Annotated in this window: 18 protein-coding genes; 3 read left to right on the top strand and 15 right to left on the bottom strand. The window is 51.7% G+C overall.

Annotated features, from left to right (window positions below; translation table 11 throughout):
• Window positions 1-426: 426 nt before the first annotated feature.
• Entirely contained in the window at window positions 427-927 is a 501-nt protein-coding gene (locus ACPAOP_RS00755; RefSeq protein WP_200177929.1) for a hypothetical protein, read from the top strand.
• Window positions 928-1141: 214 nt separating this feature from the next.
• On the opposite strand, the gene ACPAOP_RS00750 is transcribed toward ACPAOP_RS00755, so the two are convergent.
• The 8 genes from ACPAOP_RS00750 to rbsK all read right to left on the bottom strand — a co-directional run bounded on the left by ACPAOP_RS00750 (window position 1142) and on the right by rbsK (window position 9527).
• On the bottom strand, window positions 1142-1540 hold the full coding sequence (locus tag ACPAOP_RS00750) for a cytidine deaminase (protein ID WP_212677746.1): 399 nt from the start codon (window positions 1538-1540) through the stop codon (window positions 1142-1144).
• A gap of 130 nt (window positions 1541-1670) precedes the next feature.
• Window positions 1671-2510, bottom strand: a complete 840-nt coding sequence (locus tag ACPAOP_RS00745; protein WP_190477367.1) for an isopenicillin N synthase family dioxygenase — start codon at window positions 2508-2510, stop codon at window positions 1671-1673.
• Between the two features lie 11 nt (window positions 2511-2521).
• Window positions 2522-3514 carry a nucleoside hydrolase gene (locus ACPAOP_RS00740; protein ID WP_423708945.1) on the bottom strand — a complete coding sequence of 331 codons (993 nt, stop codon included), beginning with the start codon at window positions 3512-3514 and terminating at the stop codon, window positions 2522-2524.
• A gap of 173 nt (window positions 3515-3687) precedes the next feature.
• Window positions 3688-4659, bottom strand: coding sequence for an ABC transporter permease (locus ACPAOP_RS00735; RefSeq protein ID WP_423708944.1), 972 nt, complete (start codon window positions 4657-4659; stop codon window positions 3688-3690).
• Window positions 4656-5738 (bottom strand): ABC transporter permease, encoded by a 1083-nt coding sequence (locus tag ACPAOP_RS00730; protein WP_423680831.1) that lies wholly within the window; start codon window positions 5736-5738, stop codon window positions 4656-4658. Before ACPAOP_RS00730 ends, ACPAOP_RS00735 begins: the two co-directional genes overlap by 4 nt.
• A 56-nt stretch (window positions 5739-5794) precedes the next feature.
• Window positions 5795-7324 (bottom strand): ABC transporter ATP-binding protein, encoded by a 1530-nt coding sequence (locus ACPAOP_RS00725; RefSeq protein ID WP_423708942.1) that lies wholly within the window; start codon window positions 7322-7324, stop codon window positions 5795-5797.
• 91 nt (window positions 7325-7415) lie between these two features.
• Window positions 7416-8411: a BMP family lipoprotein gene (locus ACPAOP_RS00720; RefSeq protein ID WP_423708941.1), complete on the bottom strand. Its 996-nt coding sequence runs from the start codon at window positions 8409-8411 to the stop codon at window positions 7416-7418.
• 186 nt (window positions 8412-8597) lie between these two features.
• Window positions 8598-9527: a ribokinase gene (rbsK, locus tag ACPAOP_RS00715; RefSeq protein ID WP_423708940.1), complete on the bottom strand. Its 930-nt coding sequence runs from the start codon at window positions 9525-9527 to the stop codon at window positions 8598-8600.
• Window positions 9528-10092: 565 nt separating this feature from the next.
• Between rbsK and ACPAOP_RS00710 the strand changes: the two genes are divergently transcribed.
• Both ACPAOP_RS00710 and ACPAOP_RS00705 read left to right on the top strand, forming a co-directional pair.
• Window positions 10093-11193: a carbohydrate kinase gene (locus tag ACPAOP_RS00710; RefSeq protein ID WP_423708939.1), complete on the top strand. Its 1101-nt coding sequence runs from the start codon at window positions 10093-10095 to the stop codon at window positions 11191-11193.
• A 2-nt stretch (window positions 11194-11195) separates the two neighbouring features.
• Entirely contained in the window at window positions 11196-12116 is a 921-nt protein-coding gene (locus ACPAOP_RS00705; RefSeq protein WP_423708938.1) for a pseudouridine-5'-phosphate glycosidase, read from the top strand.
• Window positions 12117-12175: 59 nt separating this feature from the next.
• Here ACPAOP_RS00705 and ACPAOP_RS00700 read toward each other — a convergent pair whose 3' ends face one another.
• From ACPAOP_RS00700 to ACPAOP_RS00670, 7 genes are all read right to left on the bottom strand, one after another.
• A complete protein-coding gene (locus ACPAOP_RS00700; protein WP_423708937.1) occupies window positions 12176-13597 on the bottom strand; it encodes a DUF3426 domain-containing protein in 1422 nt (473 codons plus the stop codon).
• Between the two features lie 6 nt (window positions 13598-13603).
• Entirely contained in the window at window positions 13604-14515 is a 912-nt protein-coding gene (gene prmA, locus ACPAOP_RS00695; protein WP_423708936.1) for a 50S ribosomal protein L11 methyltransferase, read from the bottom strand.
• Window positions 14516-14572: 57 nt separating this feature from the next.
• Window positions 14573-15940, bottom strand: coding sequence for an acetyl-CoA carboxylase biotin carboxylase subunit (gene accC / locus ACPAOP_RS00690; protein WP_423708935.1), 1368 nt, complete (start codon window positions 15938-15940; stop codon window positions 14573-14575).
• 65 nt (window positions 15941-16005) lie between these two features.
• A complete protein-coding gene (gene accB, locus ACPAOP_RS00685) occupies window positions 16006-16461 on the bottom strand; it encodes an acetyl-CoA carboxylase biotin carboxyl carrier protein (RefSeq protein WP_423708934.1) in 456 nt (151 codons plus the stop codon).
• A gap of 145 nt (window positions 16462-16606) precedes the next feature.
• A complete protein-coding gene (aroQ, locus tag ACPAOP_RS00680; RefSeq protein WP_423708933.1) occupies window positions 16607-17044 on the bottom strand; it encodes a type II 3-dehydroquinate dehydratase in 438 nt (145 codons plus the stop codon).
• 72 nt (window positions 17045-17116) lie between these two features.
• Window positions 17117-17659 (bottom strand): TlpA family protein disulfide reductase, encoded by a 543-nt coding sequence (locus ACPAOP_RS00675; protein WP_423680843.1) that lies wholly within the window; start codon window positions 17657-17659, stop codon window positions 17117-17119.
• Window positions 17656-18279: a hypothetical protein gene (locus ACPAOP_RS00670; protein WP_423680844.1), complete on the bottom strand. Its 624-nt coding sequence runs from the start codon at window positions 18277-18279 to the stop codon at window positions 17656-17658. The genes ACPAOP_RS00675 and ACPAOP_RS00670 overlap by 4 nt, the downstream gene beginning before the upstream one ends.
• Window positions 18280-18310 lie beyond the last annotated feature (31 nt).

The following is an 18310-nucleotide window of genomic DNA, read 5'->3' as shown; positions in this document are numbered from 1 at the left end:
AGCCACTGTGATGCCATTCAGATAGCAAACGCCGCACCAGCGTCGGCGAATGCCGCAATGAATGCACGCATGCTGAGGCAGCGCAAACTTCGCGCATTACGTTACCCGCTTTAGTGTTGAGGATGGTGCGCCTGTTTAGCGTTAAATTCACAGAAAACAAGATACTCCCCCCATATTTAATGAAAATCGCCCTAATCTCAGCAAGAATAAAGGGGATAAAAATATACTGGGGGGAGTATATATTGGGTTGTTTGAAGGGTTTTTGACGCGGAATGTAGCGATGAGGCGAATCGCTATGTATTTTGCCGTTGCTGTTTTGCAGGTAAATGGAAAATATCAGGCTGTTAAGAAGTTTGGAATAGTGTGGCTAATTTTGCATTGGCATGTTAACTTCAATTTTTACTTTAAAACAAATTAGGGTTAAAAATGGCGCGTGATTTTCTCCCCAAAATGGCTGTCGTAACTACGGCCAATGCCTTTGCAGAAACAGGAAAGATTCTGTTTGACACGATGCCAGAAGGAATCGAGTGGCCATATCCATTCGTTGTCAATATGGCGCTATCTATTGAGCTCTACTTGAAGTCGTATCTTGCCGAAGATGATTTAATTCCTTTCTTGGTTCACGATGACGGTAGTGCAACTTACCAAGGTTTCACAAAGTGCCTGACACGTGAACATAAATTCGATGTTTTGTACTCTAAAATTCCAACTCACATTAAAAGCAAAATTGAAGAAGAGTTTCCGTCCAGTATTTTAGGTAAAAGCTTTCCATCATTTGAAAGTGCCCTAGCTAAGTTCGCAAACTCATTCATTGAAGCTCGCTATCCTTATGAAAAAGGCGGTTTCAAAGGTGGTTGTATTTCAGATTTGATGAATATATCGACATTCCTTAGAAAAACCATATATAAGCTAGGCGAGTTTCGTTGAAACGAATCGCCCTAACCAATCTATCAACGAGATAGAGTTGATGCAAACTGGACACGCGGGTAGTTCACTCGTATCGATTGCGAAAAACACATGATTACTTCATGTTCAACGCAAGCATCTACCGAGCCATTCACATTACCGTACATTGCTCCAACAATAAAAAAAAACCGACAAATCAGACGATCTGTCGGGGATTTTTTTATTAGGTAGAAATTTATTCCGGTTGCAGATAAAACGCGTCCGGTAATTGTGCGCCGGCGGTGGTGGTTTTGATGTCGCCTTTGGTGTTGGTCAGCACGACTTCGAGTTCGGGGCCGCCGAGTTCGATGATGACCTGGCGGCAGGCGCCGCAAGGAGCGATCGGGCCGTCGGTGTCGCCGGTGACGGCGATTTGTTGAAAATCACCGGGGCGATAGCCAGCGGCGACGGCGCTGAATAAGGCGGTACGTTCGGCGCAGTTACACAGGCCGTACGACGCATTTTCCACATTGCAGCCGTGGAAAACTTTGCCATCTTTGGTCAGCACTGCCGCGCCGACTTTGAATTTGGAATACGGTGCATACGCACGTTCGCGCGCCAGTTTGGCTTCAACGATCAGTTCCTCTGTATTCATGTCTTTCTCCATTTAAAAAGGCACGCCGGTCAGCATGCCTTTTTTGTTAAGTTTATTCCTGATATCTGCTGCGCTTATTTGCTGCCTTTCAGCGCATTGTTGCCCTGAAAGGCGCAGCGGTATTGGGAGATTATTTTTTTACGCCCAGTTCACGCAAACGTTCCTGCAGATAGCTGCCGGAAGTGTGACGTTCAGACAGCACGACATCCGGACGCGGATGCAGGAACAGTGGCAATGAGATGCGGGATTTTTTCGCTTCTTCGCCGGTCGGATTCAGCACGCGGTGAATGGTCGAAGGGTAATAGCCTTGCGAGGCTTCATCGAGCATGTCACCGATGTTGACGATCAGCATACCGAAATCGCACGGCACATCGTGCCATGCATTGTCTTTGCCCAATACCTGCAAACCGGCCTGGGTGGCGGCTGGAAGCACGGTCAGCAGATTGATGTCGCCATGGGCTGCGGCGCGCACTGCATCCGGCTCTTCATCGCCGGTCAGCGGTGGATAGTGCAGCACGCGCAGCAGGGTCAGATCGCTGTCGGTGATCATGTCAGACAAGGGCATGGAATACTTGGCCTTGATCTCTGCGGGTGTGTGATCTTCTACCCATTGCAGCAATTCAGTGGCGAGTTTGTTGCCGTGTTCGTAGTATTCCAGCGCCGCCTTGGAGACTTCGGACGGATATTGTCCCCATGGGTAAACGTGGTAAAACTCTTTCAGATCGCGCTTGGCATAGCCTTTGGCGGTCTCGGAAATTTTCGGCGAAAAATAGCCGTCCATTTTTTCCGTAAACGCGTATTTGTTTTTCGCATCGGTCTGGAAAAACTCGTACCATTCCTGATAAATGGTGTTGAGCAGATTTTGCGATAAAGGATGATTGGTCAAAACGCCAAAGCCGGTGTTGTGCAGGCTTTCGGTGAATTTTCTTGCCGCATCCGGATCACGGTAATCAACTGGTTGTATCAGCATGACTGTTCCCCTTATTTTACCAGTGCTGGTTTCAGCCAGTCGCTGGATAAGGTCTGGTCGATCAGCTTAGCGCAGGCTTCAGCATCCACTTTCATGCAGACGCGGGTTTCTGGTTTGCTGGCTTCCCAACCTGCTTGCGGGTAAGGAATCGCCAGTTTCGCCATCATGGTCTGACCATTGCCTATGCCTTCTTTGGCAACGCGCACGCGGCCGTTTTGTGTTTCAAAGATTTCCGGTGCGACCAGCCAGACAAACGCCAGTACATCGTGACCGTAGCAAGCATGGCCGAGGTCAGGGCGTATGCTTTGGTAGAAGTTCGCGTAGAAATTCACTGCGTGCGACAGCGTATCCATCGCCACGTGTTTGTGTTGTTCTGCCAGACGTGCAAAGAAGCTCGATGGCAAGACCACGCGATGCGTCACATCCAGACCAACCATGGTCAGATCCCAGCCTGCTGTAAAGACCAGATCGGCGGCATCCGGATCATTCCAGACATTCGCTTCTGCGACTGGCGAGACATTGCCCGGCTCGTCAACCGCACCGGCCATCAGCACGACTTTTTTCAACAGCTTAGGCAGTTGTGGTTCCATTTTCAGTGCCAGACCCAAGTTGCCCAGCGGGCCAACAGCAACCAGCGTGATTTCACCCGGATGCTGACGTGCCATCTTGACGATGAATTCCGCTGCGCTTTCCACTTCAGCCTGACCGCCGACTTCGATACGGGAAGGCAGATTGCCGAGGCCGTCTGCACCGTGGATGAAGTCTGGCGGTATGCCAGCAGCTTTCGCGAATGGCACATTCACACCTTGTGCCACCGGAATAGTGCGGCCTGCGATGCGGGTCAGGTAGAGCGCGTTGATGGTCGCCTGTTCGACATACACGTTGCCGAAAGTAGTGGTGATACCGACGACATCAATATCAGGATGGGCCAGCGCGAAATACAGCGCCATTGCGTCATCAACGCCTGGGTCCGTATCGAAAATGACTTTATGTTTTGCTTGCATGGAAATACTCCAGGAATTAACTTCAACTGGCCATTGAACAGAACCCAGTGTGAAGCAATTTGTTGTGTTTGACCTGGTTCAAGGAGGCCGTAACGTTGTCGATTTAAAAAATAAATCACCGGCAGCCAGTACGGGACTAGCCCATACGGACGACCGGCAGGTTTTATAGTCTTTTATCGTGACTTTACAAACGGCACGCCTATCGCCTTCGGCGCGACGGATTTCGCCATCAGGCCCGCAAGAACGACGACGGTGACTACATACGGAATCATCTGTATCAATGATCCCGGTACTTTTCCCAAGCCAGGGAAGACCACGCCTTCGATCTGGACTTGCAGAGCAGTGAAAAAACCGAACATCAGGCAACCGAGCGCCGTTTGCAGTGGCCGCCAGTTACCGAACACCAGCGCGGTGAGCGCCAGATAACCATTACCAGCGGACATATCGCGCAGGAAAAAACCACTTTGGACGATGGACAGATAAGCGCCGGAGAATGAACACAGCACACCGGCGCACAGCATCGCCATAAAACGGGTGCGCTCGACATTGATGCCAGCGGCATCGGCAGCATGCGGATTTTCACCGACAGCGCGCAGACGCAGACCGAAACGGCTGTGATACAAGACCCAGTGCACCAGCGGTATCAGGGCAAATGCCAGATACACCAGCGCGCTGTGACCACCGATCAGTTTGGTGTAAAACCAGCCCAGAAACGGAATGCCGCTGATTGCTTCCGAGCCCGGTAAAACAATATCAAACAGACGGGCAGAACCAAGATCAGGCGTACGCCCACCTTGCATAAAGAAAAACTGAGCAAGTACAAAGGTCAGGCCGCTCAGGGCGATATTGAGGGCAATACCGGCCACCAGTTGATTACCTTTTTGCGTGATGCTGACAAAGCCCTGCAATAAAGCGATGACAGCAGAAATCCCGACACCGGCGAGGATGCCTAACCACGGGTTTTGCGTCGCAAAGGCGACTGCTGCTGACACAAACGCGGCTGCCAGCATTTTCCCTTCAAGTGCCAGATCGACCACGCCGCTGCGTTCAGCGAACAGACCTGCCATCGCTGCAAACATTAATACCGGTGCATTGCGGATGGTAGAAACCAGAATGCTGGAAAATTGAAAATCATCAAACATCATTTTTCCTTACGTTTGAGCAGGGCAGAAATAGCCGGGGCATACAGATTTTCCATCGCGCCGCAAAACAGAATGATCAGGCCCTGAATGAAAATAAAAGTTTCGGTCGGAATATTCGGTTTTTCCAGCGACAGATCAAAGCCCCCCTGGATCAGCGCACCGAACAGTATCGACGACAGCAAAATACCGATCGGATGCTGACGTCCCATCAGTGCGACGGCGATACCGATAAAGCCTGCGCCTGCGGGGAAATTCAGGCCCAGATAATGCGTGGAGCCCATGACGGAATTGACGGACGCCAGGCCAGCCAGCGCGCCGGAAATCATCATCGCAACCATGATGGTTTTGCTGATGGAAATGCCCGCATAGTGCGCTGCATGCTGGTTCAGACCCGTCGCGCGTAACTGATAACCCCAGGTTGTGCGCCACACTGCAACACCGTAAATGACTAAGGCCAGTAAGGCCATGATAAAGCTGATATTCAGCGGTGTTTCACCAAGAACCGGCAGGATGCCATTCAGCTTAGGCAGCCATGCGCTATCGGCAAAGACACGGCTGGCGGTATTTTGTTCACCGGCAGGAATCAGAAAGCTGACGATGATGTAGTTCATCAGGCTGGCCGCAATGAAATTGAACATGATGGTCGTCACCACCACATGACTGCCGCGTTTTGCCTGCAAATAACCGGGTAAAAAAGCCCATGCCGCGCCGAAGATCGCGCTACCGACAATCGCCAGCGGAATCAGCAGCCATGCCGGTAAGCTCGCATCAAAAGCCAGCAGCACCAGAGTCAGCCCGAGACCACCCAGATACATCTGACCTTCGCTGCCGATATTGAATAAACCCGCCTGCATCGCAATCGATACGGATAATCCGGTGAAGATAAATGTGGCGGCGTAGAACAGGGTGTAGCCCAGTCCTTCAGGATTGAAAACGGCAGCATTCAGCAGTATGCCCAGCGACTCCAGCGGGCTCTCACCCAGCAGATAAATCACACCTGCTGCCACCAGCAGGGCGGACAGCAAGTTCAGTAAAGGCAGGGCAAAGGCGGTGGCCCAGCGGGGAAGATCGGCTTGATTCATACGTGGTTCGTCACTTGTTTGTTCGCTTAAGTTTTGCTTTGTATTCCGGCTGCTGTTTAGTGTTTGTGTAATCCACCCATCAGCAGGCCGATGCGGGTCGCATCAAATTCTTCTACTTTCAGTTCACCGGTGATGCAGCCGCCGGACATGACCAGAATGCGGTCAGCCAGGGCACGGACTTCTTCCAGTTCCACCGACACTAACAGGATGGCGACGCCCGCATCGCGCATCGCCAACAGGCGTGCATGCAGGCTTTCTATGGTGCCGATATCGACGCCGCGTGTTGGCTGACCTACCAGCATCAGTTTGGGGTCTGACGCCATCTCCCGCGCCATCACCACTTTTTGCTGATTACCGCCGGACAGCAGCGCAATGCGCAAATGTGGATCAGCCGGGCGCACATCAAACTTACTCAGCAGTTCGTTGCAGGTTTTCAGTATGGTTTTGTAGTCGAGCAGACCAAAAGCTTTGCCCAGCTTTTTCTGATAACCGAGAAAGCTGTTCATCATGACCGAGAAATTTTTTACAACGGCGTCACGCAGACGGTCTTCCGGTACGTGTGCGATGCCGAGTTCGCGGAACGTCGCAGGCAAACCATCCGCATCTTTGCGCCCAGCGAATGGTAGTGCCTTTCCTTGCATCGTCACTGCGCCGCTACTCGGTAAACGCATACCGCTCAGCACTTCCAGCAGCTCGCTTTGTCCATTGCCGGAGACGCCAGCGATGGCGACGATTTCTCCGGCGCGGATATTGAAATTCAGATCTTTGAGCAAGCTGACTTGCTGGGCGTTGATCAGATTGAGTCCCTGCACATCGAGCACTGTTTCACCCGGCGCATACGGCGCACGCGGCAGATGTGTTTCGATAGGGCGACCCACCATCAGTTCCGCCAGTTGTTCTTTATTGGTGTTCGCGGTTTGCACAGAACCGACAACAGTACCCGCGCGCATCACAGTTACTTCGTCGGTGATGTCGAGAATTTCCTGCAGCTTATGCGTAATCAGAATAATCGTTTTGCCCTGCTCTTTGAATAATCGCAAAACGGCAAACAGCGAAGCGGTTTCCTGTACCGTCAGCACTGCCGTTGGCTCATCCAGAATCAGAATGTTCGCGCTGCGGTATATCTGTTTCAGAATCTCAACGCGTTGCTGTATGCCGACCGATAAATCCTGAATTTTGGCAAGCGGATCAACGTCGAGCGAGTAACGCTGACAAATCTCACGCAGGTTCGCTTCAACCTGTTTGCGATGAGCAGCAAGGCGGAAGCCGCCTTCAGAGCCGAGCATGACGTTATCCAGCACCGTCATGTTTTCAACCAGCATGAAATGCTGGTGCACCATGCCGATGCCGAGATCGATTGCTTCCTGACTGTTACGGATTTGTTGCGGTGTGCCGTTAATCAGCAACTGACCGCCGTCAGCACGGTAGTAACCGTACAGTATGCTCATCAGGGTGGATTTACCTGCGCCATTTTCGCCGATGATGCCATGGATGGAACCGGGTGCAATGGAAAAACTCACATCGCGATTCGCCTGCACTGCGCCAAAGCGTTTGGATATGTGTTGAAATTCGACGGCAGCTTGCATACGTTCGGGATTCTCGGTGTGATCGAGTCAAGAATAGGAGTAAAAATTTCGGGGCGCCGATGTTGGCGCCCCGATCATGGTGAGTTTTATCTTAAACCGGGCATTTATTGGCGTCACGGAAATCGACGACTTTGATTTTTCCGTTAATGATGTCTTGTTTCGCCGTGTTGACACGCTTTTCAACTTCGGCACTGACAACGCTGCGATTGTCTTTGTCCAGCGCCCAGTCCACGCCGCCTTCTTTCAGGCCTTTGTAGATGGTACCACCTTGCCATTTGCCATTTTTCATTTGCATAAAGCTGTCATAAATCGCCTGATCAACGCGCTTGACCATCGATGTCAGCATATTGCCCGGATGCATATAGTTCTGATTCGAGTCAACGCCGATACCGAGTTTGCCTTTTTCTTTGACTGCCTGCAGTGTGCCCATGCCGCTGCCACCTGCTGCTGCAAAGATCACATCGACGCCACGCTCAAACTGCGCGCGCGCGAGTTCGCCGCCTTTGGCAGGATCGTTCCATGCCGCAGTGGTGGTGCCAACCATATTCTGGATCACTTCGACTTTACTATCGGTGGCTTTTGCACCTTGTGTGTAGCCGCAGGAGAAATTACGGATCAGCGGAATATCCATGCCGCCGATGAAACCAATCTTTTTGGATTTGCTCGCGAGGGCCGCCGCCACGCCGACCAGATAAGAACCTTCCTGTTCTTTAAATAATACCGAGCTGACATTGTTGCCCGCAGCAACGCCGTCAATCAATACGAATTTTGTTTTTGGAAATTCTTTGGCGATATTTTGTACTGCCTGCGCTTGTCCAAAGCCGATTGCGGCAATCAGATCAACGTTTTTACGAGCCAGATTACGCAGCACTTGCTCTGTTTGCGTGTCGCTGGCGACCTGTACTTCCATGAAGCCGATTTTGGTTTCTTTCTTGAAACGCTCTGCGCCTTCGGAAGCAGACTGGTTGAAAGACTTATCAAACTTACCGCCTGCATCGTAAATAACGGCAAATTTCGGGTCTGCAGCGTAAGCGCCGCCTGCAACGAGCAATCCAGCCAGAGTCAGGCAGAGTTGTTTGAGTTTCATGAGAGCTTCCTTATTCGTATATCTTGTGTGATCGCGTTTGTGATCGCTATTCGCTAACAGCACGCGGTGTCACTCATTATCAATGGGCACTTGCTGTCGTCAGACTACCATGCGTTGCCACCAAGTCTGGCTGTAAGGTCAAAATTCTATCAAATCCTGCTATCTTGTAATCGTACCCGATCGTAATCAGGCGACTTTCCGTACTTTCATAAATTCCAGAACTTCATGCCGATGTGGAATCGATGTCTGTGCCCCTAATTTCGTCACGGTCAGCGCTGCAGTATATTGTGCTTCGCGACTGGCATCAGAAACGCTGAGCCCATTAGCGATACCGACTGCAAACGCGCCGACAAAAGTATCACCAGCTGCGGTGGTATCCACCACATCGACCTTAATCGCCGGAATAAATTCACTGCTGCCTGCTTGTGTGATCAATGCACCGTCGCCACCCATAGTCAGCAAAACGGTTCCGACGCCCAGTTCCAGCAAACGTTCCGATGCCTGTTGTGCACTCGCCTGGTTGCTTACACTGATGCCGCTGAGTTGTGATGCTTCTGTTTCGTTCACGATCAGGTAATCAACTTGCTTTAATAATGCAGAATCCAGTTGCTGTGCCGGAGCCGGATTTAACACCACTTTGACACCCTGAGCATGCGCGATGGCGATTGCACGGGTGACGGTATCGACCGGTGTCTCCAACTGGCACAGCAATAACTGTGCCGCACCGATGACACTGGTTGCTGCTTCGATTTGATCGACGCTCAGTGTTGCATTGGCACCTCCTGCCAGCACGATGCTATTGCTGCCATTGTCTTCCACCAATATGCCGGCCACACCAGTGGCAACACCGGCAACACGCGCCAGATGCTGAATGTTGATACCTTCTTTCGCCAGACACTGCTGCGAGAAATCACCAAAGCCGTCATCGCCGACTGCACCGATAAAGCTGACATCCGCACCCTGACGGGCAGCAGCCACCGCCTGATTGGCGCCTTTGCCGCCGGGAATCTGACGGAACTCATGCCCCAACAGGGTTTCTCCCACTGCGGGCATGCGCGGTGTGCGGAACACTAAATCCATATTGACGCTGCCGACTACGGTGATGCGTGGCTTCATGATACTTTTTTCTCAGTAAAAGGGTGCTGCGCAATCGTTTGCGCAATCGATTTCGTATTTAACTATGGCCTACTTCTGCTAGTCAAGCGCATTCTCAGGATTTGATGAAATTTTATGCAATATCCAGACGGGCAAAATGCAGCAGGCGGTGTTACAGCGTGTCTTATTATTTCGACCGGCAACTCAAGCGATATCACTTCAGTCGCGTCACTGCGCCATGTTGTATCAGGCATGTACTTTTGCTGTCGCGTCTTAGCGGAACAATCTTGCCGTGCCACTGTGATACCGATTCATGCAGGGCGAGATTGTGCTGCGGATAATAACTGCTGTCAAATCGGAATTGCAGACACGATATGACGATTTATCCGGTTGGTGCCGGCGGATGCTGGTATCCGGATGTGTTATTATTCACCTTAATAAACAAATGTTTTTATTTTAGACATTTGTCTTTTTTGGGGCGAGTGCAGCTGCGGTAAAGTTTATTCGGGTTGGCGGCAGTGCGATCCCTGTTTATCTGATGCGGTATCTTGATTCTCGTCAGAAAGTTCCGTCAGGAAAAAATACTATGAGCGGCTCAGTATCAAAAAAAGAGCAATTATTTGTACTTGTCAGTGCGAATCCGTATGTGACCCAGCAAGAACTGGCAGATGCATTGCATTTATCCCGATCGGCGGTGGCAGGCCATATCGCCGGGCTGATCAGGGAAGGGCGTATTCTCGGCCGGGCATATATGTTTCCTGAAACGCGCGCCATCCTCTGTATCGGTGGTGCGAATATCGACCGTAAGTTGAGGACGGCAGCGCCTTTGCGTATGGGCACTTCCACCCCTGTCAGTCAGCATGAGTCTTACGGCGGCGTCGCCCGCAACATCGCTGAAAATCTTGCGCGGCTGGGTGTCTCCGCAGCGTTAATGTGTGCAATCGGTGACGATGCCAGCGGTAAAGGACTGATGAATCACGCGAAAAGTAGCGGAATCGATACCAGCGGCTCTTTACATGTTTCCGGCGCATGCAGCGGGACTTATACTGCAATCCTGGATCACTCCGGCGAACTGGTGCTGGCACTGGCGCACATGGAGTTATGTGAGTTACTTAACCGCGACTTTCTGATCAGTCGCCGGTCGCAACTGAACGCTGCTGCGATGATTGTTGCTGATATGAATCTACCTCCCGACAGCATTCAGTTGCTGATGAATGAGGCGCTTGTGAATAATAAGCCGTTGATCATCGTGGCTGTTTCTCAGCCGAAAATGGCGCGTCTTCCTGCTGTATTAAACGGAGTGCGCCTGCTGATTCTGAATCAGGCGGAACTGGAACAGAGGCTTGTTACCCGCTTCAGCAACCATGAGGGAATTATCGGTGGCTGCTTGCAACTGCAGGAGCAGGGAGTCACCGATGTGATCGTCACACTTGGTGCGGAGGGCGTCATTTTTACTGATGCAAAACGAGGTTTGCCGGCGCAACACCTGGCAGCGCATCAGGCTGAGGTCGTGGACGTCACTGGTGCCGGAGATGCCTTTGCTGCTGCCGTGTGCTGGTCTTTGCATCAGACGCCGGATGATATGCAGCTTGCCTGTCAGCGCGGTTTGCAGCTGGCAGCACTGACGATACAAACAGAGACCAGCGTGCTGCAAACGCTGGATGCAACCATTTTCAATGAGGGGTGATGATGCAATCCTATTTAGTTTTTTCTGAAGAAGTACGCGCCGCGAGAGTTGCCGGTAAACCTGTGGTGGCGCTGGAATCCACCATCATTTCGCATGGCATGCCTTATCCGCAAAACGTACAGACTGCGCGCGAGGTTGAGGCAATAATCCGCGAGCATGGTGCGGTTCCTGCTACGATTGCAATTATGAATGGCAAGATACACATAGGCTTGTCAGATGCAGAACTGGAATTGCTGGGACAATCTGCAGATGCACTGAAAGTCAGCCGGCGCGATTTGCCATATGTGATTTCGAGTAAAAAATTAGGTGCGACAACCGTGGCGGCGACCATGATTTGCGCCGAGCTGGCGGGCATTCCGGTTTTTGTGACCGGCGGGATTGGCGGCGTGCATCGTGGTGCAGAGACCAGTTTTGATATCTCTGCTGATTTGCAGGAGCTGGCGCGCACCTCGGTTGCGGTCGTTTGTGCCGGCGCGAAATCGATACTGGATCTGGGTCTGACGCTGGAATATCTGGAAACCCACGGCGTTCCTGTTATCAGCGTAGGTCAGGCTGAATTTCCGGCATTCTTCACTCGCGATAGCGGTTTCCGTGCTGATTTCCAGCTCGACAGTGCCACCGAACAGGCTGATTTTATAGCGACAAAGTGGACGCTGGGTTTGCGTGGCGGTGTCGTGATTGCCAATCCGATTCCGGAAGCAGATGCGATGCCGCGGGCAGAAATAGAAGGCATTACCCAGCAGGCTTTGCAGGAAGCGGCGCGGCAAGGCGTCAGCGGCAAAGCTGTGACGCCGTTTTTACTGGCGAGAATTAAGGAGCTGACCGCTGGCCGTAGTCTGGTCAGTAATATCGCTTTAGTGAAAAATAATGCAAAGGCGGGGGCGCAACTCGCGCATGCGCTGGCGGCTCATAAGAAATCCTGATACGAAGCAGATGTCGCTGGCTGTCGTGATTACAATACGGTGATTGCGATCACGACACATCAGGGATAAAAAACGCTGACGTGATAGCCGGATGCTTTCAGTTTGGGCAGGTCAAAATACAACTTGATATTCTTTTCAGTACCGGGTGCGAAACCCTTTGCAATATCAGCCGGCTCGCTCAGATAGTCTTTAGGAGTAAAGGCTTTTTGTAAGACCGGCTTGTCTTTTGCGTCATTCAGCACCAGTTCAACAGCGGGCCATGATTGCACCGTGTTGCTGCGGTTTTGTAATTGCATTACCAGCGAATATGTATTTTTTCCCGGTGACAGCGCCTGTAGCTCATTTGACTCTATGGTGATGTAGTCGATCTGGGCTGGCAGGGAAATCTGACAGTGAATAATGCGGCACGCTTGTTCCAGTCCTGAACGTGTTTCCGGATAAGCAGCAGCAATCTGATTTCTGAAAATATAGCCGGTCTGCGCGATCAGCGCAGGCAGCAAAATCAGGCTCAGCAGGATCATCAGGATACTGTACAGGCGACCACGCTTTTCTGCTTTTTCAGCCTGCAGGACAAATTCAGGTTTTTCTTCTTCATCCGCGCCAGTATCGCTGACGGAGTCTTCAGTCTCGGTTGCCAGGCGCTCCAGTGCAGCACCAGTCTGAGCGAGTATTGCTGCATCCATCGTTTCCGGCAGATAAGGTTCCTGAGGCTCCTGAAGTTCGTCAGTGGCGATGGCGGTCATCGTCGCAGGCAATACTTCGTTGTCATCCGACGCCGTTATCCGCTGATCATCTTCTGCATTGACGTTGTCCGCAACCGACCAGTCTATGCTGGGTTCTTCCAGCATAGCGGCTTTGGTTTCCAGCTCTACCTGAGCTAACAGTGTTTCCGGAGGTGTGGCTGCATTTTCTGCAAAAGGATCTTCTTCACCCAGGAAAAAATCCAGTGAGGCAGCTGATTCCGGTACCGGTGTAGCGGGTACTTCCGGCGCTTCTGGTTCCGGTTTCGTCTTGGCGGCCAGAACCTGCTCAAGATCTTCCGGCAAGTCATTCGTTTTTTCGCGGATTTCTGCGTCGCCAATGACTGCCGCTGGTGTTGCTTCTGCTTTCGCTGCAGAAGGAAATATCGTTTTTTCTGTCGCTGTTTCGTCAATGACGATGGCTACCTGATCTGCAGCGGGTGGTGCAGTTTCCGATAGCGGGGTTGACTGAACGGCAACTTCGGGTTCCGTTGTTTCCGCTGGTGTTAATGCTGACCTTGCTACTGGCGAGGCCAGCGCTTGCGCTGTCGTTATATTGGACACCACGTCAGGCTTAGACTGATGCGACTTGTTCAATTCATGCGGCGGAACCAGATGTTCAACGCCATTAAACGTCTGCTGGCAAGAGCCGCAACGTACCAGCCCCGCGTGCAGCTTCAGTTGGTCATTCGCCACGCGGAAGATGGTCAGGCAGTGAGGGCAGCGTGTGGCGAGAGCCATGACAGATTAACCTGGCAATTGTCCTGAGAGCGCGACCCAGCCTTCGTGCTCTGCCCAGACGCTGAGTTGGATAAATGGAGCGTAAGCTGCCGCCACTTCTTCTGCCTGACGTGCGAGCACGCCGGACAACACCAGTGAGCCGCCTGCTGCAACGCGTCCCGCCAGCATCGGTGCCATCAGTTTCAACGGGCTGGAGAGAATATTCGCGACGACGACATTGAATTTTTCCGATGAAGGATGGTCGGTGCCGAATTTTTCAGGCAGAGCAAATTCAACGTTGCAATGATTACGTTCAGCATTGAAATTCGCAGATTCTATCGCTTGCGGATCAATGTCCACACCGATCACTTTACCAGCGCCGAGTTTGCTCGCGACCATCGCCAGAATACCCGAGCCGCAGCCGTAATCAAGCACCGTCAGGTTTTGTGGTGCGTGTGCTTCCAGCCATTCCATGCACAGTCTCGTGGTCGGATGGCTGCCAGTACCGAATGCCAGTCCCGGATCGAGTTCCAGTATCAGCGCATCTGCATCCGGCGCATCATGCCAGCTAGGGACGACCCAGATGTTTTTGCCGATGTGTATTGGTGCAAACTGGGACTGCGTCAAGCGCACCCAGTCTTGTTCTTCCACTGAGCGGGTGGTGTAGGATGGGGTTGCAGGCAGGCCGATGGACTGCGCCGCTGCGGCGACTATCGCTGCATAATCGCTGTCGATATCGGTGAGTGCGACCACACGGCTGCGATCCCATGCTGTTTCCTCGGGTTCCATACCCGGTTCGCCAAACAATGGTTTTTCGTCTGCAGTGCCTTCGTCCGCATCTTCGACAGACACTGACAATGCGCCAGTATCCATCAATGCGTCTGATAATGCTTCCGCATGTTCTCGTGCCACTTCGATAACGACTTCTATCCAACCCATAGTGCTCTTTCTAAAAGATCTTGCGCCATTCACATGACGCAAGATCCGTAGTGATGATTATTGATTTTTCTTTGCCAGATCCGGCATATCTGCCAGTTTATGTTCGAGGTAATGAATATTGGTGCCACCCTCGATAAAGCGTGCATCAATCATCAGTTCACGATGCAGGGCGATATTAGTCTGTATGCCTTCCACTACCATTTCTGACAGCGCAATCTGCATACGGCGGATCGCTTGTTCGCGTGTTTCGCCGTAAGAAATGACTTTGCCTATCATAGAATCATAATGCGGTGGGACGAAGTAGCCCGCGTAAGCGTGAGAATCAACACGGATGCCAGGACCCCCCGGAGCATGCCACGATGTGATGCGACCTGGCGACGGTGTGAACTTGAATGGATCTTCTGCATTGATACGGCATTCGATCGCGTGACCTTTGAGAGAAATATCGCTTTGTTTGAAGCGCAGTTTCTCATTGAAAGCAATGCGGATCTGTTCCTGCACGATATCAACACCGGTAATCATTTCGGTCACCGGATGTTCGACCTGAACGCGGGTATTCATTTCGATGAAATAAAACTCGCCGTTTTCGTACAGGAATTCAAATGTACCTGCGCCACGGTAGCCTATTTTGCGGCAGGCTGCGGCACAGCGGTCGCCGATTTTTTCAATAATCTTACGTGGAATGCCCGGCGCCGGTGCTTCTTCTATCACTTTCTGATGGCGGCGCTGCATAGAGCAATCGCGCTCGCCGAGCCAGATCGCGTTACCATGCTGGTCGGCCAGAACCTGAATTTCCACGTGGCGCGGATTTTCCAGGAATTTCTCCATATACACTTCAGGATTGCCGAAGGCTGCACCAGCTTCGGCTTTGGTCATTGCTACAGCATTGATCAGGGCCGCTTCTGTGTGCACGACACGCATACCGCGTCCACCACCACCGCCTGCCGCTTTAATAATGACCGGATAACCCACTTTACGGGCTGTCTGCACAATCGCTTTCGGATCATCCGGCAATGCACCCTCGGAACCGGGAACGCAGGGAACGCCCGCTTCTATCATCGCGTGCTTGGCCGATACTTTATCGCCCATCAGACGGATGGATTCGGCACGTGGGCCGATGAAAACAAAACCGGATTGCTCGACGCGTTCCGCGAAATCGGCGTTTTCAGACAAAAAGCCATAACCCGGATGGATCGCCTGCGCATCAGTCACTTCGGCGGCACTGATGATCGCGGGCATACTGAGGTAACTTAAACTCGAGGCAGCAGGGCCGATGCAGACAGATTCATCGGCGAGCTTGACGTATTTAGCTTCGCGGTCGGCTTCTGAGTGCACGACTACGGTTTTAATGCCCATCTCGCGGCAGGCGCGCTGAATACGGAGCGCGATTTCACCGCGGTTGGCGATAAGGATTTTTTCAAACATGATTTAACTTTACTGTGGCAATGGTTGCTGCGATGAGTGCAGTGACATCTGGCACGTTGCCGGCATTAGCCAATGACGAACAGAGGCTGGCCGAATTCAACTGGCTGACCGTTTTCCACCAGTATTTGTTTGATTGTGCCTTCGAAATCGCTTTCGATTTCGTTCAGCAATTTCATTGCTTCAATAATGCACAGCGTGTCTCCTTTGGAGACGCTTTTGCCGATGTCGACAAAAGGTGCAGCACCAGGAGCGGAGGAGCGGTAGAAAGTGCCGACCATTGGCGATTTGACGATATTGCCTTCCGGTGCAAGCGGTGCCGCTGCAACGACTGGCGCTGTAGCGACGGGTGCTGCGGCCGGCGCCATCTGCTGCTGTGGCTGCTGCATCATGACCACTTGATTCTGAGGTAATGCCGAAGATTTAACGATACGGACTTTGCCTTCACCTTCTGTGACTTCGAGTTCGGCGATATCCGATTCTGCGACGAGGTCAATCAGGGTTTTGAGTTTTCTTAAATCCATGTGGAATCCCCTAGAAAAAAGTAGTTCTGGATTAATGAGAGCGCGCAATATAGAACGTTTCTGACGTTCCTGCAATGCCGGAAAAAATGAGATTGTACATTAAATTAAACGAAAATACTCGTTAAATGCACGAAGAAGAGCGAAATTAGATATTTTTTAGAGAAAAATCAATCGCCAGCCGGTAACCGTCAGTGCCAAGGCCGCAGATCACCCCTTTAGCGATGGCGGACAGAAAAGAATGGTGACGGAAGCTCTCGCGCTGATGAATATTGGAGATATGAATTTCGACAAAAGGGATGGCGACGCCTGCCAGTGCATCTCTCAACGCGACGCTGGTGTGGGTCAGTCCGCCGGGATTAATCACGATCGCATCGACATTTTCAGCACGTGCCGCGTGAATTCTGTCGATCAGTGCACCCTCGTGATTGCTTTGAAAGCTGATCAGTTCTGCGCCAGCGGCGGCGGCTTGTGCTTGTGCTGCGGACTCAATATCGGCAAGCGTTGTTGAGCCATAAACGGCAGGCTCACGGGTGCCGAGTAAATTCAGATTGGGGCCATTCAGCAGCAATAGTTTGCGCGCCATAGTCACATTCAATTTGACGAAGATGGCCGCATTTTGCCGCTAATGCACGGAAATTGGCAAGGAAAAATCAACTTACTTGGCCTTTTCCGCAGAAAATTTGGCGATATCAGCGCGCAGCTCATTCATCTTCAGACGGCCCAGATAGCTTTTTAACACCTTGCCGTCGGCAGAAATCAGTACTGTAAATGGCAGTCCGCCTGCCTTATTTCCGAGCTGGCGCGATAATTCGCTGCCATCGAGTCCTGCGACATATAACGGGTAGCTGACATTCAGTTTTTTTGCAAATTCGCTGATATTGGTGGGACTGTCTATACCCAGTCCGAGGATTTGTACTGGTTTACCTTTCAATTCCTGCTGCAACTCGGACAATTCCGGCATTTCCTGTACGCAGGGCGCGCACCAGGTCGCCCAGAAATTCACGACCAACAGCTTTTGATTCCATTGTGTTAAGGCTTGTTGCTTGCCATTGCTGTCTGGCAAAGTCTTTGCCATTAATTGTTTGACGGCATCGTTTTGCGGTGTTTCGGGCGCTGTCTTCAGATTTCCGGCGTAAATACCGAGTGCGCCGAATAAAGTGCCGCACAGCAGGGCGATGGAGATAAATCGTTTATTCATATCAGGTCTTTCGTTCCGGTATGTTGTTCTGCAGCTTCCTGCATGAGTGCTTTTAATGTCTGTAAATTAGCGCGCTCCAGACTTTTACCGCCACCGTTACGGATCGCGTCGTGGTCATGCAAGACGAGATGAACGCCCTCATTTTCGTGGATAAAACTCAGGGTTTCCACGCTTTCATTGCGATTATTGAAATGCTCTGAGACTTCAAACTGAATATCTCTGTTCAGCAGGTAAATGGCGACGTCTTTGGTATTGTCTGTAAACAAATGCAGATAGATATCGGTATGGTTGCCCGCCGTTCCATTCAGTACTGCGCCCACCAGATACGGATGAAAGCGCGCCAGCTCTTCCATCAGTCCGGCAGCCAGTTGTCTTAAATGGTGCAGCCTTTGCGGCTGCGTATCGCCGAAGAAGAGTTCATTGTATTCACGCACTTCCTGTTCTATTTGCGCATTGTCCGGCAGAACATCGCCCTTGATCTTGCGGTTACCCAGCAATTGTTTGGCCGCCTTGCGCTTGGCGGTCGCATAGTCAGCGCCGTCTTCAGCGATCATGCGTGCCGCCAGCATAGCGATTTCAGCCCGCAGGGCTTCGGCTTCGTTGGGAGTGTGAATCATCATGGCGGCATCATAACCCAACATCTGCACCTTT

Source organism: Undibacterium sp. WLX3042 (assembly GCF_049544825.1).
Classification (GTDB): domain Bacteria; phylum Pseudomonadota; class Gammaproteobacteria; order Burkholderiales; family Burkholderiaceae_D; genus Undibacterium.
This window is presented reverse-complemented; position numbering and strand designations above follow the sequence as displayed.